Origin of the sequence: Streptomyces erythrochromogenes, from assembly GCF_036170895.1 — a bacterium.
Classification (GTDB): Bacteria; Actinomycetota; Actinomycetes; order Streptomycetales; family Streptomycetaceae; genus Streptomyces; species Streptomyces erythrochromogenes.
Genome location: NZ_CP108036.1, coordinates 4,032,916 through 4,053,477 on the forward strand (window position 1 = coordinate 4,032,916; position 20,562 = coordinate 4,053,477).

At 68.7% G+C, this 20,562-nt stretch carries 21 protein-coding genes, 1 tRNA gene and 2 pseudogenes; 14 read left to right on the top strand and 10 right to left on the bottom strand.

All coding sequences use genetic code 11. The features are described 5' to 3' along the window. Positions 1 to 28 precede the first annotated feature (28 nt). Together grpE and dnaK are read right to left on the bottom strand one after the other, a co-directional pair. Complete coding sequence (gene grpE, locus OHA91_RS18170) at positions 29 to 688, bottom strand: nucleotide exchange factor GrpE (RefSeq protein ID WP_031155123.1); 660 nt, start codon at positions 686 to 688, stop codon at positions 29 to 31. Further along, positions 688 to 2,532: a molecular chaperone DnaK gene (dnaK, locus tag OHA91_RS18175; protein WP_031155121.1), complete on the bottom strand. Its 1,845-nt coding sequence runs from the start codon at positions 2,530 to 2,532 to the stop codon at positions 688 to 690. The genes grpE and dnaK overlap by 1 nt, the downstream gene beginning before the upstream one ends. Before the next feature lie 195 nt (positions 2,533 to 2,727). Between dnaK and OHA91_RS18180 the strand changes: the two genes are divergently transcribed. Then, positions 2,728 to 3,258, top strand: a complete 531-nt coding sequence (locus OHA91_RS18180) for a sugar transferase (RefSeq protein WP_031155119.1) — start codon at positions 2,728 to 2,730, stop codon at positions 3,256 to 3,258. 110 nt (positions 3,259 to 3,368) lie between these two features. Continuing rightward, positions 3,369 to 5,591 (top strand): annotated as a pseudogene (locus OHA91_RS18185) ((Fe-S)-binding protein); the annotation flags it as partial. Between the two features lie 495 nt (positions 5,592 to 6,086). Here OHA91_RS18185 and OHA91_RS18190 read toward each other — a convergent pair. Next, on the bottom strand, positions 6,087 to 6,917 hold the full coding sequence (locus OHA91_RS18190; RefSeq protein WP_031155115.1) for a hypothetical protein: 831 nt from the start codon (positions 6,915 to 6,917) through the stop codon (positions 6,087 to 6,089). Positions 6,918 to 7,194: 277 nt separating this feature from the next. Here OHA91_RS18190 and OHA91_RS18195 point away from each other — a divergent pair, with 277 nt between their 5' ends. Further along, positions 7,195 to 8,106, top strand: coding sequence for a Yip1 family protein (locus OHA91_RS18195; RefSeq protein WP_328739619.1), 912 nt, complete (start codon positions 7,195 to 7,197; stop codon positions 8,104 to 8,106). Positions 8,107 to 8,196: 90 nt separating this feature from the next. Here the strand turns inward: OHA91_RS18195 and OHA91_RS18200 are convergent, their stop codons facing one another. The 3 genes from OHA91_RS18200 to OHA91_RS18210 all read right to left on the bottom strand — a co-directional run bounded on the left by OHA91_RS18200 (position 8,197) and on the right by OHA91_RS18210 (position 9,586). Continuing rightward, complete coding sequence (locus OHA91_RS18200; RefSeq protein WP_031155112.1) at positions 8,197 to 8,697, bottom strand: phosphoribosyltransferase; 501 nt, start codon at positions 8,695 to 8,697, stop codon at positions 8,197 to 8,199. Continuing rightward, positions 8,694 to 9,281 carry a dCTP deaminase gene (dcd, locus tag OHA91_RS18205; RefSeq protein WP_030036065.1) on the bottom strand — a complete coding sequence of 196 codons (588 nt, stop codon included), beginning with the start codon at positions 9,279 to 9,281 and terminating at the stop codon, positions 8,694 to 8,696. Before dcd ends, OHA91_RS18200 begins: the two co-directional genes overlap by 4 nt. A gap of 92 nt (positions 9,282 to 9,373) precedes the next feature. Then, positions 9,374 to 9,586, bottom strand: a complete 213-nt coding sequence (locus OHA91_RS18210) for a hypothetical protein (RefSeq protein ID WP_078959502.1) — start codon at positions 9,584 to 9,586, stop codon at positions 9,374 to 9,376. A gap of 178 nt (positions 9,587 to 9,764) precedes the next feature. Between OHA91_RS18210 and OHA91_RS18215 the strand changes: the two genes are divergently transcribed. The 5 genes from OHA91_RS18215 to OHA91_RS18235 all read left to right on the top strand — a co-directional run bounded on the left by OHA91_RS18215 (position 9,765) and on the right by OHA91_RS18235 (position 13,613). After that, positions 9,765 to 9,835: transfer RNA gene (locus tag OHA91_RS18215), tRNA-Gly, on the top strand. Between the two features lie 939 nt (positions 9,836 to 10,774). Next, positions 10,775 to 10,978 carry a cold-shock protein gene (locus OHA91_RS18220; protein ID WP_031143202.1) on the top strand — a complete coding sequence of 68 codons (204 nt, stop codon included), beginning with the start codon at positions 10,775 to 10,777 and terminating at the stop codon, positions 10,976 to 10,978. Between the two features lie 306 nt (positions 10,979 to 11,284). After that, the gene (locus OHA91_RS18225; protein ID WP_031155108.1) at positions 11,285 to 12,799 is read left to right on the top strand and encodes a DEAD/DEAH box helicase; all 1,515 of its coding nucleotides are present in this window, start codon (positions 11,285 to 11,287) and stop codon (positions 12,797 to 12,799) included. Between the two features lie 46 nt (positions 12,800 to 12,845). Continuing rightward, positions 12,846 to 13,250 (top strand): CBS domain-containing protein, encoded by a 405-nt coding sequence (locus OHA91_RS18230; protein WP_328739620.1) that lies wholly within the window; start codon positions 12,846 to 12,848, stop codon positions 13,248 to 13,250. Between the two features lie 51 nt (positions 13,251 to 13,301). Next, positions 13,302 to 13,613, top strand: coding sequence for an SCO5918 family protein (locus OHA91_RS18235; RefSeq protein WP_031155103.1), 312 nt, complete (start codon positions 13,302 to 13,304; stop codon positions 13,611 to 13,613). Positions 13,614 to 13,719: 106 nt separating this feature from the next. Here the strand turns inward: OHA91_RS18235 and OHA91_RS18240 are convergent, their stop codons facing one another. Further along, the gene (locus OHA91_RS18240) at positions 13,720 to 14,079 is read right to left on the bottom strand and encodes a hypothetical protein (protein ID WP_031155101.1); all 360 of its coding nucleotides are present in this window, start codon (positions 14,077 to 14,079) and stop codon (positions 13,720 to 13,722) included. 1,048 nt (positions 14,080 to 15,127) lie between these two features. Here OHA91_RS18240 and OHA91_RS18245 point away from each other — a divergent pair. Beyond that, positions 15,128 to 15,466: a helix-turn-helix domain-containing protein gene (locus tag OHA91_RS18245; RefSeq protein WP_031155540.1), complete on the top strand. Its 339-nt coding sequence runs from the start codon at positions 15,128 to 15,130 to the stop codon at positions 15,464 to 15,466. Positions 15,467 to 15,717: 251 nt separating this feature from the next. Then, positions 15,718 to 15,921 (top strand): cold-shock protein, encoded by a 204-nt coding sequence (locus tag OHA91_RS18250; protein ID WP_030303412.1) that lies wholly within the window; start codon positions 15,718 to 15,720, stop codon positions 15,919 to 15,921. Positions 15,922 to 16,105: 184 nt separating this feature from the next. Here the strand turns inward: OHA91_RS18250 and OHA91_RS18255 are convergent, their stop codons facing one another. After that, complete coding sequence (locus tag OHA91_RS18255; RefSeq protein WP_266499173.1) at positions 16,106 to 16,765, bottom strand: HSP18 transcriptional regulator; 660 nt, start codon at positions 16,763 to 16,765, stop codon at positions 16,106 to 16,108. Between the two features lie 128 nt (positions 16,766 to 16,893). Here OHA91_RS18255 and OHA91_RS18260 point away from each other — a divergent pair, with 128 nt between their 5' ends. The 3 genes and pseudogenes from OHA91_RS18260 to OHA91_RS18270 all read left to right on the top strand — a co-directional run bounded on the left by OHA91_RS18260 (position 16,894) and on the right by OHA91_RS18270 (position 18,319). Further along, positions 16,894 to 17,328 carry an Hsp20/alpha crystallin family protein gene (locus OHA91_RS18260; RefSeq protein WP_266499175.1) on the top strand — a complete coding sequence of 145 codons (435 nt, stop codon included), beginning with the start codon at positions 16,894 to 16,896 and terminating at the stop codon, positions 17,326 to 17,328. Positions 17,329 to 17,423: 95 nt separating this feature from the next. Further along, positions 17,424 to 17,818, top strand: a pseudogene (locus tag OHA91_RS18265) (DUF2267 domain-containing protein). A 54-nt stretch (positions 17,819 to 17,872) separates the two neighbouring features. Beyond that, positions 17,873 to 18,319, top strand: a complete 447-nt coding sequence (locus OHA91_RS18270; RefSeq protein ID WP_266499176.1) for a DUF2267 domain-containing protein — start codon at positions 17,873 to 17,875, stop codon at positions 18,317 to 18,319. 73 nt (positions 18,320 to 18,392) lie between these two features. Here OHA91_RS18270 and OHA91_RS18275 read toward each other — a convergent pair whose 3' ends face one another. Next, positions 18,393 to 18,566, bottom strand: a complete 174-nt coding sequence (locus OHA91_RS18275) for a CsbD family protein (protein WP_266499177.1) — start codon at positions 18,564 to 18,566, stop codon at positions 18,393 to 18,395. 202 nt (positions 18,567 to 18,768) lie between these two features. Beyond that, positions 18,769 to 18,984, bottom strand: coding sequence for a hypothetical protein (locus OHA91_RS18280; RefSeq protein ID WP_328739621.1), 216 nt, complete (start codon positions 18,982 to 18,984; stop codon positions 18,769 to 18,771). Positions 18,985 to 20,125: 1,141 nt separating this feature from the next. On the opposite strand from OHA91_RS18280, the gene OHA91_RS18285 reads away from it, so the two are divergent. Then, entirely contained in the window at positions 20,126 to 20,464 is a 339-nt protein-coding gene (locus OHA91_RS18285; RefSeq protein WP_031154847.1) for a MerR family transcriptional regulator, read from the top strand. Positions 20,465 to 20,562 lie beyond the last annotated feature (98 nt).

Sequence of the window (20,562 nt, forward strand, 5' to 3'; positions counted from 1 at the left end):
CTCCTCCCGTGCCTCTACGTGAACTGCGTCAGCCCTTGTCGGCTGCATCCGTGTCCTCGCCGGACGGCTTGTCGCCCTCCGCGGACTCGGACTTGGGGGCCGCGCCCGGCTGGGGCTCGGCCACCGCGACCCGTGCGGGACGGATCGTACGCTCGCCGATCCGGTAGCCCGGCTGCAGGATCGCCACACAGGTCGTCTCCGTGACGTCCGGCGCGTACGAGTGCATCAGGGCCTCGTGGACCGTCGGGTCGAAGGGCTCGCCCTCCTTGCCGAACTGCTGCAGGCCCATCTTGGCGGCGACCGTCTCCAGCGATTCGGCCACCGACTTGAAGCCGCCGACCAGCTCGCCGTGCTCCCGCGCCCGGCCGATGTCGTCGAGCGTCGGCAGGAGCTCCGTCAGGAGGGACGCGACCGCGATCTCCTTGACGGTGATCCGGTCCCGCTCCACCCGGCGGCGGTAGTTCTGGTACTCCGCCTGCAGCCGCTGGAGGTCCGCGGTGCGCTCGCCGAGCGCGGTACGGGCCTGGTCCAGCTGCGCCAGCAGGGCCACATCCTGTGCGCTGTCCCCGGCCGGGGCCGCCCCCTCCGCCGTGTCGGCGGAGTCGGCGGCCTTCGGCCCGGCGTCGTCCTGAGCGGCGTCGGCGGGGACTTCGGGCTCCTCGTCGAAGCCCGGGGTCTCCTCCGACATCAGGCAGCGCCACCCTTCGGCTTCTCGTCGTCGACGATCTCGGCGTCTACGACGTCGTCGTCGGCCTTGGCCTGGCCCGCGTCACCGGCACCCGCGGCGCCCTGGGCGGCCTGGGCGTCGGCGTAGATCGCCTGGCCGAGCTTCTGGCTGACCGCGGCGAGCTTCTCGGTCGCGCTGCGGATCTCGCCGGTGTCCTCGCCCTTGAGCTTCTCCTTCAGCTCGGCGACGGCGGACTCGACCTCGGTCTTGACCTCGGCCGGGACCTTGTCCTCGTTGTCCTTGACGAACTTCTCCGTCTGGTAGACGAGCTGCTCGCCCTGGTTGCGGGACTCGGCGGCCTCCTTGCGGCGCAGGTCCTCGTCCGCGTACTGCTCCGCCTCCTGGCGCATGCGGTCGACCTCGTCCTTGCCGAGCGAAGAGCCGCCGGTGACGGTCATCTTCTGCTCCTTGCCCGTGCCGAGGTCCTTCGCGGTCACGTGCATGATGCCGTTCGCGTCGATGTCGAAGGAGACCTCGATCTGCGGGACGCCACGCGGGGCCGGCGGCAGGCCGGTCAGCTCGAACATGCCGAGCTTCTTGTTGTACGCCGCGATCTCGCGCTCGCCCTGGTAGACCTGGATCTGCACGGACGGCTGGTTGTCCTCGGCCGTCGTGAAGATCTCGGACCGCTTGGTCGGGATCGTGGTGTTGCGCTCGATGAGCTTGGTCATGATGCCGCCCTTGGTCTCGATGCCGAGGGACAGCGGGGTCACGTCGAGGAGCAGGACGTCCTTGACCTCACCCTTGAGGACACCGGCCTGGAGGGTGGCGCCGATGGCGACGACCTCGTCCGGGTTGACGCCCTTGTTGGCGTCCTGACCGCCGGTGAGCTCCTTGACGAGCTCGGCGACGGCCGGCATGCGGGTGGAGCCGCCGACCAGGACCACGTGGTCGATCTCGGACAGCTGGATGCCGGCGTCCTTGATGACGTTGTGGAACGGGGTCTTGCAGCGGTCGAGCAGGTCCGCGGTCAGCTGCTGGAACTGGGCGCGCGTGAGCTTCTCGTCCAGGTGCAGCGGGCCCTCGGCGGAAGCCGTGATGTAGGGCAGGTTGATCGAGGTCTCCGTGGAGGAGGACAGCTCGATCTTCGCCTTCTCGGCGGCCTCGCGCAGACGCTGCAGGGCCATCTTGTCCTTGGACAGGTCGACGCCGTGGCCGTTGGCGAACTGCTTCACCAGGTAGTCGACGACGCGCTGGTCCCAGTCGTCACCACCGAGGTGGTTGTCACCGTTGGTGGCCTTCACCTCGACGACGCCGTCGCCGATCTCCAGGAGCGACACGTCGAAGGTGCCGCCACCGAGGTCGAAGACGAGGATGGTCTGGTCGTCCTTGTCGAGACCGTAGGCCAGGGCGGCGGCCGTCGGCTCGTTGACGATGCGCAGGACGTTCAGGCCCGCGATCTCGCCGGCCTCCTTGGTCGCCTGACGCTCGGAGTCGTTGAAGTAGGCCGGGACGGTGATGACCGCGTCCGTGACCTTCTCACCCAGGTAGGCCTCGGCGTCGCGCTTCAGCTTCTGCAGGATGAAGGCGCTCATCTGCTGCGGGTTGAAATCCTTGCCATCCAGGTTGATCTTCCAGTCAGTGCCCATGTGGCGCTTGACGGAGCGGATGGTCCGGTCCACGTTCGTGACCGCCTGGCGCTTGGCCACCTCGCCGACGAGGACCTCGCCGTTCTTGGCGAAGGCGACGACGGACGGCGTGGTCCTGGCGCCCTCGGCGTTGGTGATGACGGTGGGCTCGCCGCCTTCCAGAACGCTGACGACGGAGTTAGTGGTGCCCAGGTCGATGCCGACCGCACGTGCCATTTCGATTCCTCCAGCTGACTTGAGTGGAACAGACTCAACCATGCCGCATCGCCGCGCATGCGTCAACAGAACTGAGTCGGGTCGGCTCAACCTTTAGCTGCCGCTTACGCGCAACCTTGCGGCGGGGCGGCCGAACGGGGCACCCCGGCCGCGCGCCACCGCACCGCGGACGGGGCCGTGCGGCAGCGTGCTGGCATGCCCCTCACACTCACCGCCCCCCGGCTGCGGGTACCCGCAGCCCCGCCGGCCAAGCGGGTGCTCGACCTCGTCGGGGCGGTGATCCTGCTCGCCGCGCTCGGCCTGCCGCTCGCGGCCGTCACCGCGCTGCTGTACGCGATCCGGGGCGGGCGGCCCTTCGCACGGCAGCCCGCGGCCGGCCTGGGCGGGCGGCCCTTCCGGACCTGGCGCTTCGACACGGCCGGCCCGGGGCGGACGGGCGCACTCCTGGAGCGCTGCGCGCTCGACGGGCTCCCCCAGCTGCTGAACGTGGTCCGCGGCGAGATGTCGCTGGTCGGCCCGCGCCCGGAGGCCCGTACCGACCTCCCGGACCGGCTGCTCGTACGTCCCGGAATGACCGGGTTGTGGCAGGTGAGCGCACGCTCCGACCTACCCTGGGAGGAGATGGCGCTGCTCGACCGGCATTATGTGGAGAACCACTGGCTCGGGATGGACCTGGCGATCCTCGCCCAGACCCCGCGGGCGGCCTACCGACAAAGGCTCGCCTGAGCGACACAGATCACCGCACGCTCAGCTACATTGCGGCGTCGGGAATGGGTAACCTCAAGCCTTGACTTCATAAGTTACCGCTTAGTAAGTGCCGCCCGAGGAGCCCTCCCATGCAACTCGCCGCGATCATCGTGTCGCTGGTCCTGACGGTGGTCGGCGTCGCGCTGCTCGCACGAGCCGTGGCGCAGATCTACCGCTTCGTGAAGATCGGTCAGCCCGTACCGGCCGGCAGCCGCACGGACGACCCGAAGGCCCGAACGCTGACCCTCGTCCGGGAGTTCCTCGGCCACAGCCGGATGAACCGCTGGGGCATCGTCGGCTTCGCGCACTGGTTCGTCGCGATCGGCTTCCTGACGCTCCCGCCGACCCTGGCGCAGGCCTACGGCCAGCTCTTCCAGGCCGACTGGACGCTTCCGGTCCTGGGCGGCTTCCTGCCGTTCGAGCTGTACATCGAGTTCATCGGCCTGATGACCGTCCTCGGCATCCTGGTGCTGATCGCGATCCGCCTGCTCAGCCTGCCCTCGCGGGCCGGCCGCAAGTCGCGCTTCGCCGGCTCGAAGGCCTGGCAGGCGTACTTCGTCGAGTACATCATCCTGACCATCGGCCTCGCGATCCTGTGCCTGCGCGGCCTCGAGGGCGCCATCCACCACGTGGACGGCTGGGAGCCGGCGTACTTCATCTCGTACCCGCTGGTCATGGCCTTCGAGGGGCTGTCGCCGAGCGCGCTGCAGAACGCCATCTACTTCACCGCGATGATCAAGATCGGCACCTCGCTGATCTGGATGATCGTGGTCTCCCTGAACACCAACATGGGTGTCGCGTGGCACCGCTTCCTCGGCTTCCCGAACATCTGGTTCAAGCGGAACGCCGACGGCGCGACCGCGCTGGGCGCGCTCCAGCCGATGACCAGCGGCGGCAAGCAGATCGACTTCGAGGACCCGGGTGAGGACGACGTCTTCGGCGTCTCGCAGGTGGAGCAGTTCTCCTGGAAGGGCATCCTCGACTTCTCCACGTGCACCGAGTGCGGCCGCTGCCAGTCGCAGTGCCCCGCCTGGAACACGGGCAAGCCGCTGTCCCCGAAGCTGCTGATCATGTCGCTGCGCGACCACGCGCACGCCAAGGCCCCGTACCTGCTGGCCGGCGGCGGCAAGACGATGGAGGGCGAGGAGAAGGCGTCGGCCGAGCAGCTGGCCGGTGTGCCGGCGACCGCGCTCGCCGAGGCCGAGCGCCCGCTGATCGGCACCGCCGAGGAGAACGGCGTCATCGACCCGGACGTGCTGTGGTCCTGCACGACCTGCGGTGCGTGCGTGGAGCAGTGCCCGGTCGACATCGAGCACATCGACCACATCGTCGACATGCGCCGCTACCAGGTGATGATCGAGTCCGCGTTCCCGTCCGAGGCGGGCACGATGCTCAAGAACCTGGAGAAGAAGGGCAACCCCTGGGGCCTGGCGAAGAAGCAGCGCGTCGAGTGGACCAAGGAGGTGGACTTCGAGGTCCCGATCATCGGCAAGGACGCGGAGGACCTCTCCGAGTTCGACTACCTCTACTGGGTCGGCTGCGCCGGCGCCCTGGAGGACCGGGCCAAGAAGACCACGAAGGCCTTCGCGGAGCTGCTGAACATCGCGGGCGTCAAGTTCGCGATCATGGGCGGCGACGAGAAGTGCACCGGTGACTCGCCGCGCCGCCTGGGCAACGAGCCGCTGTTCCAGCAGCTGGGCCAGGAGAACGTGGCCATGCTGAACATGGCGTTCGGCGAGGACGACGACGACCCGTCGACGAAGAAGCCGAAGTCGGCGAAGCGGATCGTCTCCACCTGCCCGCACTGCTTCAACACCATCGCGAACGAGTACCCGCAGCTGGGCGGCGAGTACGAGGTCATCCACCACACGCAGCTGCTCCAGCACCTGATCGACGAGGGCCGGCTGACGCCGGTGACGCCGGTCGACGGTCTGATCACGTACCACGACCCGTGCTACCTGGGCCGGCACAACAAGGTCTACACGCCGCCGCGCGAGATCATGTCGGCCGTTCCGGGCCTGCGCCAGCAGGAGATGCACCGCCACAAGGAGCGGGGCTTCTGCTGCGGCGCCGGTGGCGCGCGGATGTGGATGGAGGAGCGGATCGGCAAGCGCATCAACAACGAGCGCGTCGACGAGGCCCTGTCCCTGAACCCCGACATCGTCTCCACAGCCTGCCCGTTCTGCCTGGTCATGCTGACCGACTCGGTCAACGGCAAGAAGAACGAGGGCAAGGCGAAGGAGTCCGTCCAGGTCGTGGACGTGGCCCAGCTGCTGCTGGAGTCGGTCAAGGCCCCGGGGCCGACCGAGGAGGAACTGGCCGCCCTGGCGGCGGAGGCCGAGGCGGAGGCCGCCGCGGCAGCCGCTGCGGCGGAGGCGGAAGCGGCGGCCAAGGCGAAGGCTGCCGAGGAGGCCAAGGCGAAGGCCGAGGCGGAAGCGGAGGCCAAGGCCAAGGCGGAAGCCGAGGCGAAGGCCAAGGCGGAAGCAGAAGCCGCGGCCAAGGCGGAGGCGGAGGCGGAGGCTGCGGAGGCGGACGCCGCCGAGGCCGGGGTCGAGGTCGAGGCCAAGGCCGATGGGACCGGAGCGAAGGCCGAGGAGGCCGAAGCCGCGGAAGCGGAAGCGGAAGCGGAAGCGGACGCCGAGCCGGAGCCGGAGCCGGAGAAGGAAGCCGACGCCAAGGACGAGACCGAGGGCGCGGCCGAGCCGAAGGCCGAGGACGCCAAGTAGGCGCCTGGGCAGTCAGCCAGTCAGGAAACACGCCGGAACGGCCGGTCCCCGAGCGGGGGCCGGCCGTTCCGGCGTTTCCGGTCAGCCCTGGGCCGGCACCACGGCGAAGCCCAGCCCGGCCGGACCCGACGCGGCCGTGCCGCCGCTGCTCGGGACGACCCGGACGTGGTCCTCCTTCGACTTCGGCACGTCGACCGTGAACCTCTCGATCAGCCTGCCGTCGAAGTCGTACACCCAGCTGTTCCCGCCGCCCTTGCCCTCGATGACGACGAACTTCACGCGCTTGCCGTCCCGCACGAGCTTGTAGGTCCAGCCGTCGGTCTGCGCACTCGGACGCTCCAGGTCGACGGTGCCGAGGACGTGGCCGTTCGGCATGGAGATCACGACGTACTTGCCGCGCGGACCGTCCACCAGCTTGGCGATCCGCCCGTCCGGCACGGCGACCCGCACCGAGCTCTCCACCGTGACGTGCTTCTTCACCTCAGGCGTCGGCTTGGGCTTCGGCGCCCCGTCGAGCCACGACGTCACGGTGCCGTTCGGCTGGAGCACGACGTGCAGGCCGTTGCTCTGCCCGTACGACGCGGCCCCGCCCCGGCTGACCAGGGTGTCCAGCTTGGTGGAGCCCGCGAGGACGTCGGCCTCGAAGTGGCTCTTGCCGATCTTGTAGACCTTGGCGACGGAACCGTCCGCCAGCTTCACGGCGGTGACGAAGGCACGGACATGAGGCGCCGGCCCGTGCTTCGCGTCCACCCAGGGCTTGACCGCCGGCTGCTCGATGCCGGGCAGCACCTCCGGCTCGGGCACGGCCGGGGAGGAGTCCGCGAAGGCGGACCCGACCGGGAGGGCCAGGACGGTGGCCGCGCCTGCGACGACGGCGGCGGTACGGAAGGTGGTGCGGCGGGTGCTGCGCATGATGGGACTCTTCCTCGTGCTCGTTCGTTCTCGTTCGTCCTGCGTGGAGGCGACGGACACGAAGCTACGGGCCCGATATGTGGGTATCCCATAGAGAACGTAACGAAGAGCCGCAGAACGCTACGCAAGCATGTAAACCGGACAGGCCGCGACGGTGATCCAGAGGTGGGGACAACCCCCCGGGGAACCCCTAGGGGATGTCACAGGTCAGCCGCAAAGGGTGCTTGTTCCGGCTGCCCGGCCACCGACGCCCGCCGGACCAGGTACGTTCGATCACGTGGCTGGATTCAGGATCGGACGCGGCCGTAACGACAACCGCCGTCCGCAACAACCCCCGCAGCAGCAGCAGTCGTACGGTCAGCAGCAACCGCCGCCGTACGGCCAGCCGCCCTACCCTCCCGTCGGCGGCCCGCCACCGCAGCAGCAGTGGCCGCAGCCGAACGCCGGGGGCCACGGCGAGCCGGAGTACTTCGACCCGTACGGGCAGCAGCACCCGCACGCACAGCAGCCCCCGTACGGCCACGGAGGCGGCGGCGGCAACTACACGAACGACAACCCCGGGCACACGCAGGTCTTCGCCGTCGGCGAGGACCCGTACAACCAGGGCGCGACCTACCAGGCGGGCGCTGCCGCGGCGGCGCCCTCCGGGCCGCGGCTGCCGTGGAAGGAACTGCTCCGCGGCATCGTGACGCGGCCCGGCCAGACCTTCCTCCAGATGCGCGACTACCCCGTCTGGGGTCCGGCGCTGATCGTGACCTTCCTCTACGGCCTCCTCGCGGTCTTCGGCCTCGACGACGCCCGCAAGGACGTGATCAACGCGACGCTGTCGCAGGCCGTCCCGATCGTGCTGTCCGCCGGCGTGGCCTTCGTCATCTGCGGTCTGCTCCTGGGCGCGGTCACGCACACCCTGGCCCGCCAGATGGGCGGCGACGGCAGCTGGCAGCCCACCGTGGGCCTGTCGATGCTGGTCATGTCCATCACGGACGCCCCGCGCCTGCTCTTCGCGGTGTTCCTCGGCGGCGACAACATGATCGTCCAGGTGCTGGGCTGGGCCACCTGGGTCGCCGCGGGCGCGCTCTTCACCTCGCTGGTCAGCAAGTCGCACGACCTGCCGTGGCCGAAGGCGCTGGGCGCCTCCGCGATCCAGCTGATCGCCCTGCTGTCGATCATCAAGCTGGGCACCATCTAGCGCACGGAGCACACGCGCATAGGCGCGCACGTACGCGAGGGGCCCCCGGCAACGGCCGGGGGCCCCTCGCGCATGTCCGACGAGACGCGATCAGGCGTCGAGGACCTGGCCCTCGCGCTTGACGACCGGCGGCTCGACCGACCAGGGGAAGTTGATCCACTCGTCGGTCTTCTTCCACACGTACTCGCACTTCACGAGGGAGTGGGACTTCTCGTAGATGACGGCGGAGCGCACCTCGGCGACGTGGCCCAGGCAGAAGTCGTGCACCAGCTTCAGCGTCTTGCCGGTGTCGGCGACGTCGTCGGCGATGAGGACCTTCTTGTCGGTGAAGTCGATCGCCTCGGGCACGGGCGCCAGCATGACCGGCATCTCCAGCGTGGTGCCGACGCCGGTGTAGAACTCCACGTTCACCAGGTGGATGTTCTTGCAGTCCAGGGCGTACGCCAGACCGCCGGCGACGAACACGCCGCCGCGGGCGATGCTCAGGATGATGTCGGGCTCGTAGCCGTCGTCGGCGATGGTCTGCGCCAGCTCGCGCACGGCCGCGCCGAAGCCTTCGTAGGTCAGGTTCTCGCGTACTGCGTTGCTCATGCCTCGTGCCTCACCTGGGTGCGGTGGAAGTTCTGGAAGGAGCGCGAGGCGGTCGGCCCGCGCTGCCCCTGGTACCGGGAGCCGTAGCGTTCGCTGCCGTACGGGAACTCCGCGGGCGAGCTGAGCCGGAACATGCACAGCTGGCCGATCTTCATGCCCGGCCAGAGCTTGATCGGCAGCGTGGCCAGGTTCGACAGCTCAAGGGTCACGTGGCCCGAGAAGCCGGGGTCGATGAACCCGGCGGTCGAGTGCGTCACGAGGCCGAGGCGGCCCAGGCTGGACTTCCCCTCCAGCCTGGAGGCGATGTCGTCGGGCAGCGAGATGACCTCGTACGTCGACGCGAGGACGAACTCACCGGGGTGCAGGATGAACGCCTCGTCCCCTTCGGGCTCGACCATCCGGGTCAGGTCCGGCTGCTCGACCGCGGGATCGATGTGGGCGTAGCGGTGATTCTCGAACACCCGGAAGTACCGGTCGAGACGCACATCGATGCTGGAGGGCTGCACCATCGCCTCGTCGAACGGGTCGATGCGAACCCGTCCGCTGTCGATCTCGGCCCGGATGTCTTTGTCAGAGAGAAGCACGTCCCGAGGATACGCAGAGCGCGCGGGCCACCCCCAATCGAGAGGGACCGCCCGCGCGCCCGGCCGTGCGTATTGCGCTCAGTGCTCAGCGCTCAGCGCTTGGGCGCACCGCTGACGGGTACGGCCTGCCGCAGGCGCGCGCACCGCGGACACCGCAGCAGCCGCCCGGGCCCGATCCGGCCGGCACCGAGGTGCTGCAGCGGGAAGGAGGCGGTACTGAAAACGTGCCCTTCGGCACAACGGACGACGGTGTGCTCCATCGAGTCCCTTTCCCCAACGAGCCGTACTGCGACGAATCGCCACATTAGGGGATGATCGGCACCCGCTCCAGCCGCCGCTCCGCACCACACGTTACGCCCCAACTCCCGCCCCCACACGCCCCCGTGCACACCGCAAACAACGACGACCCCGCGGCAGATTCACCGGGGGTCGATCATGAGGTAGAGTGTGCAACGGTAGGGATCCAGGCAACTGGCCCACTGCGCGGATGTAGTTTAATGGTAGAACATGAGCTTCCCAAGCTTATAGCGCGGGTTCGATTCCCGTCATCCGCTCTTTAAAGAAGGCCCAGGTCAACGACCTGGGCCTTCTTCATTGTCTAGACCCGTCAGACCCTCCCGTGCCCTCCACGTGCCCCAACTGGCGGGAATGCCCTGCTCGGAGGGCCTTTCGCGCACCACTTGCACCACACGAGCTCCGCCGATCTCGGATCGCGAGACGCGTTCTCGACGACCTGCGTCACACGACTGCCGCTGCCGCGCGAATTCGCCTTCCCAAAGAGGCGATTGGCCGGAAGGGTCCGGGGGCAGACCCGCGACGGGACTATCCAGTCCTCTTTCCCCACCAACACGCGATCGGCGGCATAGTGCGGGCAGGAAGGGAGACGCCACGTCACCGTCACCCGACGCCGGTCGGCGGCGACGGTACGGGCCTGCCCCGTGGCCGGGCAGGCCGCGCAGTGCGGGCACACGACGGTTTCGAACTCCAGCTCAGCCATCACCTGCGCCACCTGTTATGAACAGCCGTGTAGCAAGTGCGGGGCTGGTCGCGCCCCACTGCCGTGGCTGCCCAGCGACCGCCATGGAGCACCTGCGAGCCGCTGATCCCTTCGAGAGGGCGCTGCGCATCCAGCCCGCAGGCTCGCGTCCCGATGGACTGCACGTCGCAACTGGCGGACACCCTTGTTCCCAACGCTGCACTCGGGGGGAATCAATATCTGTCCCCGCGGTCAGAGAGTTTAATGGACCCCGCAGGGAGAGTTTTTCCGCGCCGCACACGATGGAGATATTTCACGCACACAAACCGTTGCGGCGTGCTACTGTCGATCTCGGTTGCAGTTTTGGTACCCAAAAAACTTCAAGTGCTCCAGTCGGCCTTCGCGCCACAATTCGAGCACTTCATATTTCCGGGCAGTTTTCCGGCGGGGCATCATCGCGGCGACACGGTGTCCGTACAGTGCGGACGCTGGTGTACTGCCCCAAAGGAGATATGACATGGCATCTGGCACCGTGAAGTGGTTCAACGCGGCAAAGGGCTTCGGCTTCATCGAGCAGGACGGTGGCGGCGACGACGTCTTCGCCCACTTCTCGAACATCGCCGCCCAGGGCTTCCGCGAGCTGCTGGAAGGCCAGAAGGTCAACTTCGACATCGCGCAGGGCCAGAAGGGCCCGACGGCCGAGAACATCGTTCCCGCCTGACGCTGACGCGCATTTCGTAGCTGGGGCCCGCATCCCTCGGGGTGCGGGCCCCAGCTGCAGACATTTCCCGCAGTGGTGTCGCCTGCGGGACGAGGCATCCGGGTTACAGCCTCCTCGGATCTTCACCCCAATCGATTTTTCTGGATTTCGCGTCCACACGACGCCCCCTCTCAGCGCCTGCGCCCATACAGAATCCCTGTAGGTCAGCGCCGCTTTCGAATTCCGTTCGGCCCGTTCCTGTGATTCCCCGCACTTATTCCCCTGCGGGAATTCCTTGATACGTGCTGGCATCAAGGAAGGTTCTGAATGAACCGCACACGTACGAATGACCGTTCCTCTCGCACCCGCAGCCGCACCGGCGGCCCTGCTTTCGGCGCTGCCGCCGGTTCGGAGCGGGGCAGCCGCTTCGGCTCGTCGACCCCGAGCCGTTCCGGAGGTCCGAGCCGCTCGGGCGGCTACGGGCGCCGGCCCGCCGCGGTCCAGGGCGAGTTCGCCCTGCCGAAGGCCATCACTCCCGCGCTGCCCGCCGTCGAGGCCTTCGCCGATCTCGACATGCCGGCCGAGCTGTTGGCCGCCCTCGCCGCGCAGGGCGTGACCGTGCCCTTCCCGATCCAGGGCGCCACCCTGCCCAACACCCTTGCGGGCCGTGACGTGCTCGGCCGCGGACGCACCGGCTCCGGCAAGACCCTCGCGTTCGGTCTCGCCCTGCTGGCCCGCACCGCCGGACAGCGCGCCGAGCCCCGCCAGCCGCTCGCACTGGTCCTCGTCCCCACCCGCGAGCTGGCCCAGCAGGTGACCGACGCCCTCGCGCCGTACGCCCGCGCCGTGAAGCTGCGCCTGACCACGGTCGTCGGCGGCATGTCGATCGGCAAGCAGGCCGGAGCGCTGCGCGGAGGTGCGGAGGTCGTCGTAGCCACGCCCGGCCGGTTGAAGGACCTCACCGACCGCGGTGACTGCCGGCTGAACCAGGTCGCGATCACCGTGCTGGACGAGGCCGACCAGATGGCCGACATGGGCTTCATGCCGCAGGTCACCGCGCTGCTCGACCAGGTGCGCCCCAAGGGCCAGCGGATGCTGTTCTCCGCCACCCTGGACCGCAACGTCGACCTGCTGGTCCGTCGCTACCTGACCGACCCGGTCGTGCACTCGGTGGATCCCTCGGCCGGTGCGGTGACCACCATGGAACACCACGTACTGCACGTCCACGGCGCCGACAAGCACCGCACGACGACGGAGATCGCGGCGCGCGAGGGCCGGGTGATGATGTTCCTGGACACCAAGCACGCCGTGGACCGGCTGACCCAGGACCTGTTGAACAGTGGTGTCCGGGCCGCCGCGCTGCACGGCGGGAAGTCGCAGCCGCAGCGCACCCGCACCCTCGCCCAGTTCAAGACGGGCCACGTGACCGTGCTGGTCGCGACGAACGTGGCGGCGCGCGGGATCCACGTCGACAACCTCGACCTCGTCGTGAACGTGGACCCGCCGACCGACCCCAAGGACTACCTGCACCGGGGCGGTCGCACCGCCCGCGCGGGCGAGTCCGGCAGCGTCGTCACCCTGGTCACCCCCAACCAGCGCCGCGACATGACCCGCCTCATGCAGGCCGCGGGCATCACCCCGCAGACCACCCAGGTCCGCTCGGGCGAAGAGGCCCTGAACCGGATCACCGGTGCCCAGGCCCCCTCCGGAATCCCCGTCGTCATTGCCGCACCGGTCGTCGAACGTGCCAAGCGCAGCACGGCCTCCCGCGGCAGGCGACGGCCCGCTTCGACGGTCCGGCGCGTGAGCGTGCGGCAGTCCGCCTTCGATGCGGCGGCCTGAGAACCACGTGATCAGGAAACTGACCCATCTCTGCAGGAGGCACGTCGTGACGCTGGTCCAGATGCAGCCCCGCTCGGTGAACGCCAACCCTGTACACCGGACAGTGGGCGACGCGATGGAGGCGGCCGGTCCACAGGTCTGTGAAGACATGACGGTCGAGGTGGCCCTGGCTGTCATGGCCAGTGCCCGCGCGGGTCACCTGCTCGTCTGCGACCAGGACGGCCTGTGCACCGGGCTGGTCACCCAGGCCAGTCTCGCCACCGTCCGCGACAGCGCTGCGTACACGGACCAGGTCCGTCTCCGCGACCTTCTGGGAGACCGCGGGCCGGTCACCTCGCCCTTGACCACGATGGCCGAAGCCGAGCACGCGATGCGCTACCGCCGGCTCGATGCCCTGCCGGTCGTCGATGACCAGGGCAGCGCTCTGGGCGTCCTCGCCCTTGCCCGCTGAACCGCCTCACCGCGGAGCGACCGTCCCCCTTTCTTCTTCCTGTGAGGCAACATGCGCTGTGTCATCGCCCGTTTCCCGTTCGACCTGACCAAGAGCGGTGTCCTGGAGTCGATGAAGGGGGTCAAGCCCGAGCAGGTCGTCGGCGAGTCTGTGATCATCGGGCGCCGTACCTACCCCGTCAAGCAGGTCGGTCAGGTCATCACCCGCCAGGACCGCCGTGACTTCAGCGCCGGTGAAGTCCTCCGGGCCATGACCCAGCTCGGGTTCACCTGCCGCGGCCTCCCCCGGGCTGCCGTACCCACGCGCGCCCTCAGCCCGCTCCAGCAGGCTTCCGCGATGCTCGGCATCCCGGTGACCGTCTGACGGACAGGGCCGGCGTGAGCCGACACCCGAACAGCGAGGAGGGCCCGACCAGCGTGCGCCGGTCGGGCCCTCCCGCGTACCCAGGGGTTTCTCACGCGACGCCGGGTCAGTGGTCGGAGTAGCTGAAGTCGCCCATGGTCCAGGCGCTGACGTCGGCGATCGAGACGCGGTACATCCCACCCGTCTCCGGGATCCCCACCGTGCCCTGCAGGATGCGGGCCACATGGAAGTGCAGGTGGGTGGGCGGCCCCTCCCGGGGTGTCGTGGCGGTGAAGACGGCGGCGAACTCTCCCAGGCGGGCCGAGTCCGTGAGGACCTCCGACACCCGCTGCCTCCACACGGCTTCGGGAGCCAGCCGACCGGTGATGACAGCACCACCGGTGACCACGGTCAGGGACATCTGATTGCTCTGCCCGGACTCCACCAAGGTGGCAACGTCAACGAGCAGCTCGTCAGGCTTCGACATGAGAGTCGATTTTATGCACCGGTCGTCCCGTCTTTTCGACCGGTAGCACTACCGGTCGAAGAGAGCACTGACCGTCTTCCCGCCGGAGGCCCGACGGGTGACCGCGGTCACCCGGCCGAGACGGTTGACCATGGGCATCGACGAGACGCGGGGACCCCACGCGCTCGGCTGCGCCCTCCAGAGCCCCTGACCTGCTGTGCAGTCCGCTCTGCGCATCCTGGGGCGGCGGTGAAGGTCTAACTCTTCTCAGCGAGCACGAAAATCTATGGCGGCTGAAGTAGACATTGGGCGGTGGCCTGGCTATGGTTTCTTTCGTAGCCCAGAGAGACAGTAGGGCCCGGCAGAGACGAACTGCCGGGCAGCAGTAACCGCAGTTGCAGTGCGCAGGACGGTGCGGTGGTGGAGTTCCGAAGCCAGGGTTGTTGCAGGACGGCGACGGGACTGACGACCGGACCGGGGGGCCCGCAGTGATCAGGGGCCGCCGAGAGAAGTACCGCAGTTAACGCAGTGGCAGTACCCGAAGTAAGTGCAGTTCGCAGTACCCAGCAGTGAAGTAAGTGAGCAGCACCTCGGTGAAGGCGTCGGCTGCGGGCGCGCGCACCGGGAAGTTCGGCAGTGGGGTTCTAAGCCAGAGCAGACGCACGATGGGCGACGGGGCTGGCTGCCGGAGAGTGGCGCTGGGTCAGGCCACCAGCAGTACCGCAGTATCAGCAGTAACGCAGTAACCCGCAGTTGCAGTCTCTCCCGCTGGTAGGCAGTTGATCACCGAGGGAAGAACGGAGGAGTTGAGGCGCCATCAGGATCGCCCGGGCGGAAGTCTGAGCCCGGGTACCGCAGGACATCGATAGTGAGGTGGTCTCCGGTCAAGCAACCGCGATCCCCGCACTCCCGGCAGCGTGTCGGCCGGGTCGGCGGAAACAGTAGGCCGGCGCAGGACTAGGGCCGGCAGATGGTGTAGCAGTTCCTTCGGGGCCCTGGTGCTGTACGCACCAGGGCCCCTCCCCGTATTCCGATCCCTTTTCCTCTACCTGTTTCGCAGTGAGGTGCGATGACAGCAGACGACTCGTTCGGCCGTCTCGACGACGACGACTACCCCGCCTACACCATGGGCCGAGCCGCCGCCATGCTCGGCACCACCCAGGGCTTCCTCCGCGCCATCGGCGAAGCCCGCCTCATCACCCCGCTCCGCTCCGCCGGCGGCCACCGCCGCTACTCCCGCCACCAGCTCCGCATCGCCGCCCGCGCCCGCGAACTCGTCGACCACGGCACCCCCGTGGAGGCGGCCTGCCGGATCGTTACCCTCGAAGACCAGCTCGAGGAAGCCCAGCGCGTCAACACCGAGTACCGCCGCGCAGCGGTCGAGATCAGTCCACTGACTGTGGCTTGAGGCGGTCGTGCCCGCCGGTCTCGGCGGGCACGACCGCCCGTGCACGTCGGGGTCGTGACGCGTGCTCGCGCCCTCTGGTGACAGCCCGTCGCGGACGTGTAGCGTCTGCGTCAGCTGTCGTGGTTCGGAAGTTCCCCTTTGCCCACGCGTTCGGCGTGGGCGTTTTGCTGTGCTGTGCCGCAGGAACCAGGGCGATCACCTCCGCCTCCCGCATGGAGCGGGAGGCGTTCATCGACTGGAAGGCAAGAGACATGGCTACGGGAACTGTGAAGTGGTTCAACGCGGAGAAGGGCTTCGGCTTCATCGCCCAGGACGGCGGCGGCCCGGACGTCTTCGCCCACTACTCCGCCATCAACTCCTCGGGCTTCCGTGAGCTCCAGGAGGGCCAGGTCGTGACATTCGACGTCACCCAGGGCCAGAAGGGCCCCCAGGCCGAGAACATCACCCCGGCCTGACCTTCACCACCCGCGGGCACCGAGACCGGCACGTAAGGCTGCCCCCTGCAGCTCGTACCGCTCGACCCGAACAACGGACCCCTGCGATGTCGGCAGGATCCGAGGCGTACCGAATCAGGGCCGCGCAGCTGCTGCTGCGCGGCCCTGATCTTGTCGGGGTCCGGGCTGCGGTTCGTATGCGCGGTCAGGTGCTGCGCCGGTCGCGGCTGTCCTGGCGGAGGTGGTCGGTGTGTCGGGTCATGGCGTCGAGGTGATCGACGAGAGCCGAGTCCTCGGGGCGCAGGTGTGGCCGGGTGTCGGTCAGGGGCCGGATGAGGCGGGCTGCGTCGTTGTCGGCCAGGGCCCGGTTAAGTTCGCCGACAGCAGTCGCGGCGGCGGCGGGGAGGCCGGTGAGGGCTGTGATCTGGCCGGCGAGCCGGCGCAGGTCGGCCGCGTTGTCACGGGCCCAGGCCGTGACGACCCGGTCTGCGGCACGCGTGTCGCGGGTGGCCTGGACGCGTTCCTCGCCGGTGCTTCCGGCCGTGCCGGGGCGCAGACGCAGATAGCGGCGTTCGGCCGCCTGGCGGCTGGCGACCCCGAGGGGGCCGGCGAGGTCGGCCCAGCTCGCGCCCTGGCCCCGGGCGGTTTCGATCAGGCCGCTCTCCCAGCCGGCGAGCTGTTCACGGACCTCGCGCAGCATCAACAGCGCGGCCAGCGCCGGGTGCGGGCCAGCGCCTGCCAGCTCGGCCGGGGGCGTTTTCGCAGAGGAGCGCTGCGCGTGCCTCACGGCCTGGTCGATGGCTCGCAAGGCCGTCGCCGCAGCGGGGAAAGGGACCGGTGTGGCCGGCTGGCTGGCTTCGTTCATGGCACTCTCCGCCGATTGTCGTCCTCCCGATGACTGATTGCTTGTCATCGTTTCGATGACATGTTACAACGGAGGCACGTTGAAGCGCATTGGCAGTTTCTGCCTGAACCAACTGGAGGTGTTTCGCGATGTTGATGCGCACTGACCCGTTCCGCGAGATGGACCGGATCGTTCAGCAGCTGTCGGGTGCGTCGGGCACGTGGTCGAAGCCCTCCGTAATGCCGATGGATGCCTACCGGCAGGGCGACGCGTACGTGATCGCCTTCGACCTCCCCGGCGTGAACACCGAGGCGATCGACATCGACGTCGAGCGGAACATGCTCACGGTGAAGGCCGAGCGCCGACCCACGGGGAAGTCCGACAGCGTACAGATGGAGCTCTCCGAGCGACCCCTGGGCGTCTTCTCCCGCCAGGTCATGCTGGCCGACACCCTCGACACCGAGCACATCGAGGCCGACTACGACGCGGGTGTCCTGACCCTGCGGATCCCGATCGCCGAGCGCGCCAAGCCCCGCAAGATCAGCATCGGCGGCGAGTCCGGCCGCAAGCAGATCTCCGGCTGACCAGCCCCGCAGCGGCGGAGGACGGGGAACCGATCCCCTCCGGCACCCCGTCCTCCGCGCCCCTCGCCCCCTTCACCCCTCCCCGGAGTGACGCGATGTCGATCCGCAGGGAAGCATTCCTGGCCCACGTCCAGGAACGCGGCGAGTACAGACCCTGTCGGAAGCCGAACGGGCGGCCCGCGTCGTCCTGGCCCTGCTGAGCGCGCACCTCGTCGGCACCGTGCGAGCCGAGCTCGCCGCCCGGCTCCCCGAGGCGTACGCCTTGACCCTCCTGAATCCCCTGCAGGCCGCCGAACCGCTATCACCCGAACGCTTCGTCCGCGCGGCCGCGCCCTGGATCGAAGGCGCCACCGAGAACACGGCACTGTGGGACACCGGAGCGGTCCTGTCCACCGCGGCCGCCGCGGCAGGAGACGTCCTCATGCGCGACGTCCTCCTCCAGCTCCCGCCCGGATACGACCTCCTCTTCGGCCACCCCCAGCCCACCTGACCGGCCTCGACGGCCCGAACCTGAACCTTCGAAGAGAAAGGCAATCGCAGCACCATGTACGACCAGCCTCGACCGGACCGGCCCACCACCGCCATGACGTTCGACCAGATGCTGGAACGCGTCCGCTACGAGGGCGCCTACCCCACCCGCGAACGCGCGGAAGACGCCGTCCGTACCGTTCTTGCCGGGCTCGGCCGGCAGGTCACGGGTGACGAGCGCGTCGACCTCGCGCAGTGCCTGCCCGTCGAAGCCGCCCTCGTCCTGACCGCCCAGATCCCCGATACCGAGCAGCTCACCGGCTGGGGCTTCGTCAAGGACCTGGCCGCACGGACCGGCGTGAGCCCCGCTGTCGCCCGCTGGGATACCGGCGCCGTACTCGCCACCGTCACCGCGCTCGCCGGACCCGACCTCCTCGCCCGCATCCTCCAGCGACTTCCCGACGACTACGCGCTCCTCTTCGGACAGGCGCAACTGCGCCGGCCTGAGCGCGCCGCCGCCTGACCGGAGCCGGCTGCACGCGGACACGCAATGGGGCCGGGACCGATACTCCGGTCCCGGCCCGTGCACGCGAGGGTCAGTGCTTGAAGGTGTCCTTGACCTTCTCCTTGGCCTCGCGGGCATCGCCCTTGGCCTGCTCCGCGCGACCCTCGGCGGTCAGCCGCTCGTTTTCCGTCAGGCGGCCAGCGGTCTCCTTGAGCTTGCCCTTGGCCTGCTCGCCCTTTGCCTCGGCCTTCTGCTCACCAGACACAGCTGATCACTCCCTGCTCGATGGAAGGTTCTTACAGAACCCCGTATGACCGGTGGGCTCCCTCCTAAACAGACGGGGCACCACGGCCCGACCCGAAGCGACGGGGGTCTTCGACGATGACCTGGATGTCGAGGCGGTTTGCGCGGAGCTCACGGAGGCGTGCCAGCGTGGCGGAGGGCGGTGGTGACGAGCCGGGATCGTGTCAGGCCGGCTCGGACAGGACGCGGGTGGCCTCGGGGAGCTCGTAGACGTGAGCGGCCACCCCTTGCAGCGGCAGGAGAGGGCGCAGGGGACATGAGGTCGGGGTGTGGTCGTGGTCGACTTCCCAGGTGGGCAACCGTGCGGCCGGGGCGCAGATGGTAGTGACGGCGTAGAGGGTGCCGAAGCAGCCCCGGCACACCAGAGAAGCGTGGATCACGTGAGAGCCTCCGGATGAACCGACTCGGCTGTGCCTTCCACAGGGCGGCGCTCCCCCGCCTGGGGGAGCTGGCGCCAGGTGCTTTCCGTCTTGCACCCGAGGGGTTGGGCAGAGGCCAGACGCTGCCACAGCGGGTCGGAGCGGCGGGGACGGTGGCGCCGCGGACAGCCCGTTCCTCAACGAGCTGCGTGTAGAGGAGTGCGCCCTGGTTCGCGGCTTCTCCGGGGATCTGGTCACGGGCGCGTGCCGGGCTACGGGAAGGCCTTCGGCGCGCGTGTACCGGAAGGCAGCCAACCGCTCTGCGGCTGCGCCCTCCGCCCGGGGCAGCACTGCCTCCCCCAGCCGCTCCTTGTGCTGCGCATCTGCAGACCCCCCATCGGCCGTGCGTTCGAGTTCGATTACCTCCTCGCTCGCCATGTAAAAATCTATGGCGGCTGAAGTAGACATTGGGCGGTGGCCTGGCTATGGTTTCTTTCGTAGCCCAGAGAGACAGTAGGGCCCGGCAGAGACGAACTGCCGGGCAGCAGTAACCGCAGTTGCAGTGCGCAGGACGGTGCGGTGGTGGAGTTCCGAAGCCAGGGTTGTTGCAGGACGGCGACGGGACTGACGACCGGACCGGGGGGCCCGCAGTGATCAGGGGCCGCCGAGAGAAGTACCGCAGTTAACGCAGTGGCAGTACCCGAAGTAAGTGCAGTTCGCAGTACCCAGCAGTGAAGTAAGTGAGCAGCACCTCGGTGAAGGCGTCGGCTGCGGGCGCGCGCACCGGGAAGTTCGGCAGTGGGGTTCTAAGCCAGAGCAGACGCACGATGGGCGACGGGGCTGGCTGCCGGAGAGTGGCGCTGGGTCAGGCCACCAGCAGTACCGCAGTAATCAGTTGATCACCGAGGGAAGAACGGAGGAGCCGAGCACCATCAGGATCGCCCGGGCGGAAGTCTGAGCCCGGGTACCGCAGGACATCGATAGTGAGGTGGTCTCCGGTCAAGCAACCGCGATCCCCGCATTCCCGGCAGCGTGTCGGCCGGGTCGGCGGAAACACAGGGTCGGCGCAGTATCAGGGCCGACAGATGGTGTAGTAGTTCCTTCGGGGCCCTGGTGCCGTACGGCACCAGGGCCCCTCCACGCGTTCCATGAGAGAGGTTCAATGACAGCAGACGACTCGTTCGGCCGTCTCGACGACGACGACTACCCCGCCTACACCATGGGCCGGGCCGCCGCCATGCTCGGCACCACCCAGGGCTTCCTCCGCGCCATCGGCGAAGCCCGCCTCATCACCCCGCTCCGCTCCGAGGGCGGCCACCGCCGTTACTCCCGCTACCAGCTCCGCATCGCCGCCCGCGCCCGCGAACTCGTCGACCAGGGCACCCCGATCGATGCCGCCTGCCGCATCATCATCCTCGAAGACCAGCTCGAGGAAGCCCAGCGCATCAACGCCGAATACCGCCGCGCCGCCGAATCATCCGCACAGCCGCCCTCGGCCTGAGGCGAGGGTGCCCGCAGGCATCGGCATGCCGCCGCGCTCAGCGGGCGACGTTCGCGCAACCACCCCGCTTCGGTCCGTCATCGTCGGACCGTGGCTGC